Source organism: Pseudoxanthomonas sp. Root630, assembly GCF_001427585.1.
Classification (GTDB): domain Bacteria; phylum Pseudomonadota; class Gammaproteobacteria; order Xanthomonadales; family Xanthomonadaceae; genus Pseudoxanthomonas_A.
The window spans coordinates 109,165-121,493 of the sequence record NZ_LMGY01000015.1 but is presented as its reverse complement, the minus strand read 5'-3'; the positions used below and the strand labels follow the sequence as shown (position 1 = coordinate 121,493).

The window sequence follows — 12,329 nt, the reverse complement described above, 5'->3', positions numbered from 1 at the left end:
TTACTGCCCCTTCTCTTTCGTGGCCACGTAGCCGATATCCAGCATGCCCTGGCTCTGCGCGATCTTGGTGACGTCGGCGATGGTGCCCATCTTCGTCGTCTTGTCGCCACGCAGGTTCAGCTTCGGCTGCGGTTGCAGCTGGGCGACGCTGGACAGGCGGGATTCCAGGATTTCCTTGGACACCGGCTCGTCGCCCCAGAACAGGTCGCCGTTCTCCTTGACGGAGATGGTGATCGGCGGGGTCTTGGGACCACCGTCGTCTTCCTTCTTCGCGAGCTGGGGAGTTTCGGGCAGGTCGATCTTCACCTTGTGCGACATCAGCGGCGCCGTGATGATGAAGATGATCAGCAGCACCAACATCACGTCCACGAGGGGCGTGACGTTGATCTCGGCCATCGGGCCACCGCTATTACCACTACTGAAAGCCATGACGGGCTCCGTCTAGAACGTTGCGTTGACTGCTTGTACCGCCGGCTCAGCGAACGCGCGAGCCGGTGGCGAAGAAGTCGTGCAGGTCGTGCGCGAACGTGTCGAACTTGGCGATGACGGCCGCGTTCGTCTTGCTGAAGAAGTTGTAGGCGAACACGGCCGGGATCGCGACGAACAGACCGATGGCGGTCATGATCAGCGCTTCACCCACCGGGCCGGCAACGGCGTCGATCGAGGCCTGGCCGGTCGCACCGATGCGGATCAGGGCGCCGTAGATGCCCCACACCGTACCCAGCAGACCCACGAACGGCGCGGTCGCACCGACGGTGGCGAGCAGCGTCATGCCGCCCTGCAGGTTGGTGCTCTCACGGGTCACGGCCTGGCGCAGGGCGCGGTCCACGAACTCCGAACGGCTCAGGGTTTCGCCCGAACCTTCCGAACGCTGGTGGTGCGCGGCGGCCTGGGCGGCGTCCAGGGCGATCTTGGAGAACGGCTCGTTCTTCGGCTGTTCTTCCATCAGACGGATGGCGTCCTGCGCGTTCGGGGTTTCCCAGAAGGCGCTGGTGACGCGGTCAGCCTGGCCCTTGAGGCGGGTGCTGCGCAGCACGTTGATGACGGTCCAGTACCAGGACATCGCGGACATGATGACCAGGGTGAGCAGCACGACCCAGGAGACGATGAACTCGCCGGGCTTGCTGATCATTTCGCTGATCATGTGCTCGAAGCCCATCTGCGACAGGGCATTCGCGGCGTTGGTGCCCCCGGCGGCGGCGGCGAAAAGGGTTTCCTGCAGCATGACGCTTACCTTTATATAAGTGTTGATTGAGGGTGTTGCGGGTTACGAGCGAAACTGGGGACGAGAACGGAGACCGTCCTCAACCACCCATGTTGAAGTCGACCGGCACGCGGACGCGGCCTGCGGCCTTCTGGCCATTGACCACGGAGGCATTGAAACGCCACTTGCGGGCGGCTTCCATGGCCGCGCGATCGAGATCGCGGTTACGGCTGGACTTCTCCACCGACACGTTGGTCACGTTGCCGTTGGCGTCCACGTCGATCACCAGGATGACCGTGCCTTCGATACCGGCGCGCGCGGCGGCGGGCGGGTAGCGGGGCGGATTCATGTTCTTCGACGAGATGTCGACGCTGGCGGTGATGTCCGGCGTGGGCGACGGCGGCGACGGCGGCGACGGCGGGGTCACGATGTCGGTCGGGCGCGGCTCGGCGATGTCGACCGGCGGTGCTTCCGGCGGCGGCGGCAGCGGCGTGGTCTTCGGCGGCGCCAGGTTCTTCACCGGCGGCGGCGGGGTGTCGTCCTTCGGCGGCGGCGGCGGCGGCGGCGGCGGCGGCGGCGGCGCGTCGACGATCACCACGGAGGTGCGGCGCTCCTGCTCCTTCTCCGCCGGCGGGGCGACGGCCGGGATCAGCAGTGCGAGCAGGGCCGCTGCGTGCAATGCGATCACGAAAGCAATACCGATGATACGAGGCCAGTTGAGGCCCGTGTCCTCTTCTTGGTCCCGATACCTGTTGATGACCAGTTGTTCAGCCATGCGCCAATTAACTCAAGGTTGATACGGACGCCAGGGCGTCTCGTTAGTTCTGGGTTCTGCCGGCAAGCTTTTCACCGGCGGAACCCTCAGCTTATACCAATCCGGCTCCCCGGTGCCATCATCCGTACGGATTTTTGGCCTTCGGTGTCACGGATTGCCGTTACGGCAGCGCGATGATCTTCTTCGCGTCTTCCGGCTTCTTCAGACCCTTTTCCAGCGCGGCGCGGGCCGCGACCTTGGCCTCCGGGATCCGGCCTTCCTGCCACAGCACGCGGGCGAGGTTGAGGTAGGTGTCGCCGTTGGGTCCCTGGGGGGCCGCCTTCTGCCAAGCGTCGATGGCTTGCGGGATCTGCTCGCTGTAGTAGTAAGCCTGCGCCAGGGCGAGCTGGGTCTGGAAATCCGGCTTCAGCAGGCCCTTCTGGAGGCCTTCGTTGACCACGGAGATGACGTCCTTCTCCTTGCCGTCCATGTTGGCGTAGGTGATGAAGAGCTGCTTGTAGTCGCGCTCCTCGGTCATCAGGCCGGAGGCGCGCATCTTCTCGAGGACGGCCGCGGCCTTGGCCTCCTGTTCGGTGTTCAGGTAGATGGTGGCCAGGTTCATCTGGGCGCGCTTGTCGTTAGGCGACTTGGCGGCCAGCCCCTCGGCGACCTTCAGGGCGTCTGCGGTCTGGCCGGACTCCTGGTAGCAGACCATCAGGATCTGGGTCCAGTTCTCGACCTTGTCTTCCGGGTTGGTCGAGGTCTCGATCGCCTGCTTCAGCGGCGGGATGCAGTCGGCGTAGCGCTCGGCCTGGTAGAGGTACTGTCCCTTGAAAGCGAGGTCACCCGGGCGCTTGCTCTTGGATTCGGCCAGGTACTTGTCCAGCGTGGCGAAGCCGTTGGTGTAGTCGTCTTTCTGGAGCTGCAGCTGCGCGAGCTGGAGCTGCAGCTGGAAGTGCTGGTTGTTTCCCAGCGCATTCGAGTCGATCGCCTGCTTCAGGTAGCCCTCGGCGCCGGCATCGTCGTCGCTGTTCATCGCGATCTGGGAAGCGATCTGCGCGGCCACGGCCTTGTCGTACTCGTTGGCCGACGCGTTGCCCAGGATTTCGTCGGCCAGGCCACGGGCCGTCGCGTAACCCTGTTCCGCCTTGGCGTCGTCTTCCTGCTCGAGCGCCTTGTTGTAGGTTTCGATGAGCTTGTTGAGCTTGGTCTGGACCTTGGGAGAACCCTTGGCGTTCGGCTCTTCGCGCGTTGCGTCCGGATAGAGGGCTTCTTCCTTCTTCGTTTCGCCGCGGCGGGCGGCGTCAGCGTCGAAGGAGGCGATGCCACCGGCAAAAGCGCCCAGCAGCGCGAGGCTCAGCAGGGTGGTCTTGGGGGTCAGGAGCTTCATGTCAAACCTCATGGGGCCTTGCGGGAGATGCCTTCGCATCCCGCCGACGTGCGGGGCCGGCAAAACTAACAGAAACCGAGGTGGGGCGGATACCATTCCATGTGTTGCTAAGCAGCAATACCGGAGCGTGTGTCAGCCGCATTTCGGCGCGTTTCCGGCCTTCCTGGCCGCCTCGTACGTGGGAACGAGGCTGGGCGCATCGCGCTCCAGTTCCCGGATGCGGTTGGCCGGATCCGGGTGGGTCGACAGCCATTGCGGCGAGCGGCCGCCGCTGGCGGCCATCATGTTCTGCCAGAGGCCGACGGCCTGGCGCGGATCGAAACCCGCTTGCGCCATCAGGCGCTGCCCGACCACGTCGGCTTCGCTTTCCTGCTCCCTCGAACCCGGCAGCAGAAAGACCGTTTGGGCGGTCATGCCGCCAATCTGGTTGGCCGTATTGGCAGCGCCCTGACCATAGCGCGCACCCAGGAGTGCACTGATGACGCCTACGCCCGTCTGCGCGCCCATCTGGCGGGTAATGCGCTCCTCGTGATGGCGTGCAATCACATGGCCGATTTCGTGTCCCAGCACTGCGGCCAACTGGTCCTGATTCTTGGCGACGGTAAAAATGCCGGTGTTCACGCCGACCTTGCCCCCCGGCAGAGCGAAGGCGTTGGGTTCGTTGTCGGTGAAGACGGCGGTCTCCCAGGCGACGCTGCGCTGCTCGGGCGGAAGCTGCCGCACCAGCGCATTGACCACGCACGTGACGTACGCGTTCTGCCTTGCGTCCCGGTTGAGGGTTTCCTTCGCCTTGGTTTCGGCGAAGGCCTGCGCGCCCAGCTGGTCAAGCTGTGCCTGCGAAACACCCCCCACCATCTGCGTACGGCCGGTGGGCGAGGTGGTGGTCGCGCAAGCCGTCACGCCCAATGCGATGGCCAAGGCCAGTATGCGGACTTTCATGCGCGCCCCCTGCGGCGTTGAACATGTCGGGAGTCTGGGCAAGCGCGTCTTAAACTTTCGTCAATCACATTAGGCCTGCGCACCGCCGTACACCTGCAGGACAGCGAGCGCTAGCGCATTGTTCAGGATATGCGCGCCTATCGGGGCCCAGAGCGTGCCCGTCGCCCGGTAAACGGCCGCGAACACGGCCCCCATGCCGGCGTAGACGGCGAGCAGGAACAGGGTGCTGCCGACCGGCTTGCCATTGAGGCCGGGCATCTCGTGGACCAGGGCGAACACGGCGCTGCTCAGCGCCAGGCCCAGCAGCGGCCAGCCGGCCTGCCACAGGCGGCCGAACAGGACGCGTCGGAAGAGCAGTTCCTCGTACAGCGGCGCGAGGACGACGGCAAACAGCGCCAGGAACAGCGGGTACTGCGCGAATCCGGCTTCGATCAATTCCAGGTTGCTCGGCGTGAGGTCCAGGCCGAGCGCCCGGCCGGCCCAGGTCATCAGGGAGCTCAGCAGGAAGGTCGCCACGCCGGCCAGCAGCGCCAGCCACCACGTGCGGAAGCGCTGGACCGCCGCCCACGAAGCCGACCGCTCCAGCGGCGTCGCGCGCCGACGCCAGACGTACAGCACCAGCGCCGCTCCCCCGGTACTGACGAGCGTCAACAGGATCAGGAACAGGACCGGCGGCGTTCCGATCGCGGACTGCAGCTGGACTGCATCGAGATCGTTGCCCTGCCGTGCCAGCTGCACGCCACGCCACGCGGACCAGGCGAACACGCCCAGCATCATCGTCGAGAACGACAGCGCGATCGCCAGCACGACATCCAATGCGAACGCGGACAGCGCGGTGCGCAGCGATGCGTTGCCGCCAGCGCGCGCCATGTCGTTCGCGATCATCGTCATCGGCGTTGCGTCACACGTCGAGGTTGGACACCTTGAGTGCGTTGTCCTCGATGAACTCGCGGCGCGGCTCCACGACATCGCCCATCAGCGTGCTGAAGATCTGATCGGCGGCCACCGCGTCTTCGATGCGGACCTGCAGCAGGCGGCGCGTGTCGGGATTGACGGTCGTATCCCAGAGCTGCTCGGGATTCATTTCGCCCAGGCCCTTGAAGCGCTGGATGCTGCGACCCTTCTTGGCTTCCTCCAGCAACCACGCCTGCGCATCGGCGAACGTGGAAACCGGTTGCGCCTTGTTGCCGCGGATGACCTGCGCACCGTCGCGCACCAGGCCGTGGAGCAGTGCGGCGGCTTCGCGCAGCGGACGCAGTTCGCCGCTCTCGAACGCCGACAGCGACAACACCTGCACCAGCTCCTCGCCCATGTGCCGGCGCATGGCCAGCAGCGCGGCGGGGCGCTGTTCGGTGGCCGGCTGCAGGGTCAGCGCGTAGCGCGCCGTGCCGAGGCTGCCGCGGTTGAGCTTGGCTTCCAGCGCAGCCAGTTCGTGGCGCTCGTCGATGTTCTTCTGCAGATGCTCGGCATCGAGCGGCGTGAAGTCGATGAGCGCTTCGAGCAGCACCGGATCGTAGCGGTGCGCGTTGCGCGCGATCACGTCGCGCGCGGTGGTGAAGACGAGCAGCAGCTTCTCCAGCGCTTCGCCGGAAATCGGCGGCTCGCCATCGGCGGGCACCAGCGACGCGCCTTCGACCGCGTTGTTCGCCAGATAGACGTTGAGCGCCGCATCGTCCTTCAGGTAGAGCTCCTGCTTGCCCTGCTTGAGCTTGTACAGCGGCGGCAGGCCGATGTAGACGTGACCGCGCTCGATCAGCTCCGGCATCTGCCGGTAGAAGAACGTCAGCAGCAACGTGCGGATGTGCGAACCGTCGACGTCGGCGTCGGTCATGATGATGATGCGGTGGTAGCGCAGCTTGTCCGGGTTGTATTCGTCCTTGCCGATGCCGGTGCCGAGCGCGGTGATCAGCGTGCCGACTTCGGCGCTGGCCAACATGCGGTCGAAGCGCGCGCGTTCCACGTTGAGGATTTTTCCCCTCAGAGGCAGCACGGCCTGGTTCTTGCGGTTGCGACCCTGCTTGGCGGAACCGCCTGCCGAGTCGCCCTCGACGATGAAGAGTTCCGACAGCGCCGGATCCTTTTCCTGGCAATCGGCGAGCTTGCCCGGCAGGCCGGCGATATCCAGCGCGCCCTTGCGGCGGGTCAGGTCGCGCGCCTTGCGGGCGGCCTCGCGGGCACGGGCGGCGTCGACGATCTTGCTGGCGATCGCGCGGGCCTCGTGGGGGTGTTCTTGCAGGAACTCCTCCAAACGTGCACCGAACGTGCTCTCAACGACCGGCCTGACATCGGAACTGACCAGTTTTTCCTTGGTCTGCGAGGAAAAGCTCGGGTCCGGCACCTTCACCGACAGCACGGCAATCATGCCTTCGCGCATATCGTCGCCGGACAGGTTGACCTTCGCCTGCTTGGCGATGCCGTTCTGTTCGATGTAGTTCGTCAGCGTGCGCGTCAGCGCGGCACGGAAGCCGATCAGGTGGGTACCGCCATCCTTCTGCGGGATGTTGTTGGTGAAGCAGAACATCGTTTCCTGGTAGGCGTCGGTCCACTGCAGCGCAACGTCCACAACGATGCCACTGGCTTCGCCGGTGACCGAGATGACGTTCGGATGCAGCGGCGTCTTCAGTTGCGCCAGGTGCTCCACGAAGCTGCGGATGCCGCCCTCGTAGTGGAAATCGTCGTGACGGCCGTCGCCGCGCTCGTCGACAAGCACGATCTTGACGCCGGAATTGAGGAACGACAGCTCGCGCAAGCGGCGGGCCAGGATGTCGTAGTGGAACTCGACGTTGCCGTGGAAGGCCGTTACCGAAGGCCAGAAACGCAGCGTGGTACCGCGCTTCGTGGATGTTTCGACCTGGTTCAACGGACCCAGCGCCGCGCCGTTGCTGTATTCCTGGTGGTAGTGGAACCCGCCCTGGAAGATATCCAACTGCAGCTTCTGGGAGAGTGCGTTGACCACACTCACGCCTACGCCGTGCAGGCCGCCGGACACTTTGTAACTGTTGTCGTCGAACTTGCCGCCCGCATGAAGGACGGTCATGACGACTTCGGCCGCAGACACCTCGCGGCCGAGCTTTTCGCTCATCTGCCCATGCTTGCCGACCGGAATACCGCGACCGTTGTCGGACACCGAGACCGAGCCATCTGCATGGATCGTCACCGCGACATGGTCGGCATGACCTGCCAGGGCTTCGTCGATGGAGTTGTCGACGACTTCGAACACCATGTGGTGAAGGCCCGTGCCGTCGTGCACGTCGCCGATGTACATGCCGGGACGCTTGCGAACCGCTTCCAGACCTTCCAGGGCGGTGATGCTGTTGGCGTCATACGTGTTGCCGTTCGGTGCAGAAGAGGTCGTTTCGTCGGTCATTCGCTTCGTGTCGGCTACATGGGCAGGCGCCGCGCCACCGGGTCGGTAGGCGCACTGCGCGAGCCAAAGGATCAATGCGGAATTATAGCACCGTGAGGCACTTAGGCCCCGCTACAGGCGTCCGTGAGGCGCTGCACGGTGCCTTGTTCCACGTGGAACAGGGTGGGTTGGATGTCGGCATCCGCGAGGCCGGCCGGCGCCTCGGTCCCCGTGATGAACACCTGGGCGCCACTGGCCAGCAACCGTTCCAGGATCCGCCGCTGGTGATGCCGGTCCAGCTCGGACGCGAGGTCGTCCAGGGCAATCACCGGCCATTCCCCGCGCCGACGGGCGAAATCCTGCGCCTGGGCCAGCAGGCAGGACAGGGCAGTCAGCTTCGCTTGGCCCCGCGACAGGGTTTCGCGATGGGGAAGGGCTGAGTAGTCGATACGCCAGTCGGCCCGATGCGGCCCTACGGTCGTGTAGCCCGCCGCACGGTCCCGGTCCCGCGACAGCAGCAGGGCGTCGGCCAGCGACAACTCATGCCGGCGCCATCCCGGCTGGAACTGCAGCGATGCGGCCCCAAGGGACGGCGCCAGCTCACGGACGACGACAGCCAGGTCATCCTGGAGCGCATCGAGATAGCTCTGACGATGGCCGGTAAGCGGTTCCCCCGCTTCGGCGAGCTCATGGTCCCAGGCATCGAGTTGTCCCCCTCCGATACCCGCCTTCAACAGCGTGTTCCGCTGCTTCAAGGCGCGGGCATAACGCCGCCACAAGGGCAGGAAGCCCCCTTCGCGGCCCTGTTCCACGTGGAACAACCCCCAATCCATGAACCGACGGCGCGGTTCGCCGCCGCCGGTGACGAGGGCATGGCTTCCCGGTTCGAAGCTGACGACCGCCAGGGCCGCGCACAGATCGCCCAGTTGGGCCACGTTCTCGCCATCAAGCCGGCCCGTCCATGCCTGTCCGCTGTGCCGCAGCCCGGCCCGGCGCTGGCGTCCCTGGGACACCTCACGCCATTCGACGAAGACTTCGATGGCCTCCGCGCCCGTCCGCACCAACCCGTCACGCACCCGGCCCCGGAAACTCCTGCCATAGGCCATCACGTGGAGGGCCTCCAGCAGGCTGGTCTTTCCGGCGCCGTTGTCGCCGGTAATCAGGTTGAGTCCGGCTTCCGGTGCCAGCGACACCTGGGGAAAACGCCTCAACCCGCTGGCCTCCAGGCGGGTTACCTGCATGCGGGCAGCCTCCGGTGCGCGGTCCGGGAAGTCTCGGGAGCGCGACTCGACAACGGCGTGGGGCAGGCGAACAACGGCGACATGGCGGAAATTCTACGTGAGCCGTCTCCGGCATCGGGGAGGTGGGGTTTGTACGGACCCTGAAACGACATCGCCCGGCAAAAGCCGGGCGATGTGCCGTGTTCCACGTGGAACAGCCTTGTCAGAGTCGCAGCGGCATGACGACGTGGCGGGATTTCTCGCTGCTGGCCTCGCGGACCAGGGCCGACGAGTTGGCATCGCGCAACTGCAGCACGATGTGCTCGTCCCGCAGCGCCGACAGGGCATCCAGCAGGTAATTGACGTTGAAGCCGATCGCCAGGCCATCGACCTTGGTGTCCGCCTCGATCTCTTCCTGCGCTTCTTCCTGTTCCGGGTTGTGCGCGCTGATCTTCAGCTGACCCGGCGACACTTCAACGCGGACGCCGCGGTACTTCTCGTTCGACAGGATGGCGGCACGTTGCAGGGCAGCGCGCAGCACTTCGCGATCCAGCAGCACCTCACGGTCCGCACCGATCGGAATCACCGCCGCGTAGTCGGGGAAGCGGCCATCGATCAGCTTCGAGGTGAAGGTGACATCGTCGCGCTTCACGCGGATGTGGCTGCGGCCGACTTCCAGCTCCAGACTGCGATCGCCGCCTTCCAGCAGGCGCTGCAGCTCGGTCACGCCCTTGCGCGGCACGATGATCTGGCGCTTGCCGACAGGCGCGCCTTCCAGCTGCGATTCGCACAGCGCCAGGCGATGGCCATCGGTCGCCACGCAGCGCAGGGTGCGCTCACTGAGGTCGAACAGCAGGCCGTTGAGGTAGTAGCGGACATCCTGCTGCGCCATCGCGAACGAGGTGCGCTCGATCAGTTCCTTCAGCGTCGCTTCCGGCACTTCGATCCGCTCGGTGGCTTCCACCTCGTCCACCGAAGGGAAATCGTTGGCGGGCAGTGTCGCCAGCGTGAACCGGCTGCGCCCAGCCTGCACGGTGACCTTGTCGCCGGTCTGGCTCACGGTCACCTTGCTGCCGTCAGGCAGCGCACGAATGATGTCGAACAGCTTTCGGGCGGGGATCGTTGTTTCGCCGTCCTCCGCGTCGTCCACGGCGCTGCGGGAAATCATCTCCACTTCCAGGTCGGTACCCGTCAGCGATAGCTGGCCGTTCTGCACCTGCACCAGGAAATTCGCCAGGACCGGCAGTGTCTGCCGGCGTTCGACCACGTTGACCACTTGGGCCAAGGGCTTGAGGAAAGCTTCGCGCTGCAGACTGAAACGCATGAGTGTGGGAGCCCCTTCGCTTTTGATTTTAGGACTAAAAACTTAAAAGCTGGTGGTGGTGGTAGGGCGCAAATCGCGGGAAAACCTACTTAACACCTTGATTATTTTAACTTTTTAACACCTTCAACCCGGTGGACAGGGTCGAGTCAACCCGTGCGGGAACTTGTGGATAACTTTCACCCCCAAAACCTTGCACATCTTGTCCACAACCCATCCCGCCGATTGTCCACGAAGTTGTGCGTTGCGGCCGTCATCGGGGTTGCCGACAATGGCCTCACGGTTTTCGCAGGCCCGGTGCGGAGGCCTCAGGGGCCTTCACTCGCTGAGCTTGCGGATCAGCTTGTCCCAGTCCTCACGCAGCTTGCCGTCGGCCTCCATGAGGCTGCGGATCTGGCGGCAGGCGTGCAGCACGGTCGTGTGGTCACGACCGGCGAACGCATCGCCGATCTCCGGCAGGCTGTGTTCGGTCAACTCCTTCGCCAGGGCCATCGCCACCTGCCGCGGACGCGCCAGTGAACGCGTACGCCGCTTGGACAACAAGTCCTTGATCTGGAGACCGTAGTAGTCTGCCACGGTCTTCTGGATATTGGGGATGCTGATGGCCTGCTGCTGCGCGCGCAGCAGGTCGCGCAGGGTTTCCTGGGCGAACTCGGTCGTGATCGCCCGGCCGGTGAAATTGGCCCGCGCCGCCAGCGTATTGAGCGCGCCTTCCAGATCGCGGACGTTGCTGCGCATCTTCTTGGCCAACAGGAACGCCACGTCATCCGGAATCTGCGCGCCGCGCTCATGCGCCTTGGCCAGCACGATCGCCGCACGGGTTTCGAAATCAGGCGGATCGATCGCCACGCTCAGGCCCCAGGCCAGGCGCGACTTCAGGCGCGGCTCCAGGCCTTCCACTTCGCGGGGATAACGGTCGCAGGTCAGGATGATCTGCTGGCGGCCGTCGAACAGCGCATTGAAGGTGTGGAAGAACTCTTCCTGCGTGCGGTCCTTGCCGGCAAAGAACTGGATGTCGTCGATCAGCAACGCATCCACCTGCTGGAAGCGGCGCTTGAACTGGTCCATCGACTTTTCGATCAGCGCCTTGGTCATCGCGCTGAAGAACTGCTCGCTGCGCAGGTACAGCACGCGCGCGGCCGGGTTCTGCCGGCGCAACTCGTTGCCGGCGGCGAACATCAGGTGGGTCTTGCCCAGGCCGGTGCCGCCGTAGAGCAGCAGCGGATTGTGTGCCCGATCGCCCGGCTTTTGCGCGGCCTGCCATGCGGCGGCACGGCCCAGCTGGTTGCTGCGACCCTCGACGAAGTTGTCGAAGGTGTAGTGCGTGTCGAGATTGCCGTCGAACGGTTCCACCGGTGCGGCGGCGGCGGCGGCGCGCGGGCTGCCCGTGTTCGGCGCCAACGGCACACCGGGTTCGGCCGGCTTGTGGCGCGAGCCGATTTCCAGCGAGACATCGCCGTGCCCGGCGAAATAGTCGAGCAGCTCGCGGATGCGGCCGAGATAGCGCTCGCGCACCTGCTCCACGATGAAGGCGTTGGGTGCGTACAGCACCACGGCATTGCTGCGCTGCTCGGCCTGCAAGGGCTTCAGCCAGGTATGTACGTCCTCGGCCGGCAGTTCGGCTTCCAGGCGTTCGAGGCAACGGGGCCAGGCATCCATCAGGTGGAACAACTCGCGAAAGGAATGGGGTCGAACACGCTGTCCCGCGATGCCGGGGCCGGCAGCACGGGGGTGTCGTCGATGGGGTCGGCCAGACTACCACCGGGGCCCGGACCCGCCAACGATCCTGTGCATAAGATGTGGATGAAAGGACGAACGGCGCGCCGGACGTGGATCGTTCCGGCGGCGCATTGCGAAAGTGCAGGGGGAGTTGACCGTAAGCCGGTGCTTCCTATAGAATTTCCGGTTCTTTCCACCCGAACACGCCCGAGGGCCCCATGGCCACCAAGCGCACTTACCAACCCAGCAACCTGAAGCGCAAGCGCGACCATGGCTTCCGCGCCCGTATGGCCACTGCCGATGGCCGCAAGATCCTGGCCCGTCGTCGTGCCAAGGGCCGCAAGCGCCTGACCGCCTAATGGCGGCTTGGTCGCGTCATGCGGCCAAGGCACCCATGCGTTCCTTGCATCATCAGAAGCCCGCCCGGTCACGAGCG

General features: G+C 65.1%; 11 protein-coding genes. 1 reads left to right on the top strand and 10 read right to left on the bottom strand.

Translation table 11 applies throughout. The annotated features are described in order from the left end of the window. The 10 genes from ASD72_RS10775 to dnaA all read right to left on the bottom strand — a co-directional run bounded on the left by ASD72_RS10775 (position 1) and on the right by dnaA (position 11,833). Positions 1–429 (bottom strand): biopolymer transporter ExbD, encoded by a 429-nt coding sequence (locus ASD72_RS10775; protein WP_056879954.1) that lies wholly within the window; start codon positions 427–429, stop codon positions 1–3. Between the two features lie 46 nt (positions 430–475). Beyond that, positions 476–1,225: a TonB-system energizer ExbB gene (exbB, locus tag ASD72_RS10770; protein ID WP_056879953.1), complete on the bottom strand. Its 750-nt coding sequence runs from the start codon at positions 1,223–1,225 to the stop codon at positions 476–478. Positions 1,226–1,304: 79 nt separating this feature from the next. Then, on the bottom strand, positions 1,305–1,979 hold the full coding sequence (locus ASD72_RS10765) for an energy transducer TonB (protein WP_056879952.1): 675 nt from the start codon (positions 1,977–1,979) through the stop codon (positions 1,305–1,307). 160 nt (positions 1,980–2,139) lie between these two features. Next, on the bottom strand, positions 2,140–3,348 hold the full coding sequence (locus tag ASD72_RS10760; protein WP_056879951.1) for a tetratricopeptide repeat protein: 1,209 nt from the start codon (positions 3,346–3,348) through the stop codon (positions 2,140–2,142). 132 nt (positions 3,349–3,480) lie between these two features. Beyond that, the gene (locus tag ASD72_RS10755; protein ID WP_056879950.1) at positions 3,481–4,287 is read right to left on the bottom strand and encodes a M48 family metallopeptidase; all 807 of its coding nucleotides are present in this window, start codon (positions 4,285–4,287) and stop codon (positions 3,481–3,483) included. Between the two features lie 69 nt (positions 4,288–4,356). Beyond that, positions 4,357–5,178, bottom strand: coding sequence for a CPBP family intramembrane glutamic endopeptidase (locus tag ASD72_RS10750; RefSeq protein WP_155944607.1), 822 nt, complete (start codon positions 5,176–5,178; stop codon positions 4,357–4,359). A 10-nt stretch (positions 5,179–5,188) separates the two neighbouring features. Then, entirely contained in the window at positions 5,189–7,654 is a 2,466-nt protein-coding gene (gene gyrB, locus ASD72_RS10745) for a DNA topoisomerase (ATP-hydrolyzing) subunit B (RefSeq protein ID WP_056879949.1), read from the bottom strand. Between the two features lie 101 nt (positions 7,655–7,755). Further along, positions 7,756–8,874, bottom strand: a complete 1,119-nt coding sequence (gene recF, locus ASD72_RS10740; RefSeq protein WP_056879948.1) for a DNA replication/repair protein RecF — start codon at positions 8,872–8,874, stop codon at positions 7,756–7,758. 202 nt (positions 8,875–9,076) lie between these two features. Further along, positions 9,077–10,177 (bottom strand): DNA polymerase III subunit beta, encoded by a 1,101-nt coding sequence (dnaN, locus tag ASD72_RS10735; protein WP_056879947.1) that lies wholly within the window; start codon positions 10,175–10,177, stop codon positions 9,077–9,079. 315 nt (positions 10,178–10,492) lie between these two features. Further along, complete coding sequence (gene dnaA / locus ASD72_RS10730; protein WP_056879946.1) at positions 10,493–11,833, bottom strand: chromosomal replication initiator protein DnaA; 1,341 nt, start codon at positions 11,831–11,833, stop codon at positions 10,493–10,495. Positions 11,834–12,111: 278 nt separating this feature from the next. Here dnaA and rpmH point away from each other — a divergent pair, with 278 nt between their 5' ends. Beyond that, a complete protein-coding gene (rpmH, locus tag ASD72_RS10725; protein WP_027083663.1) occupies positions 12,112–12,252 on the top strand; it encodes a 50S ribosomal protein L34 in 141 nt (46 codons plus the stop codon). The last annotated feature ends 77 nt before the right edge of the window (positions 12,253–12,329 follow it).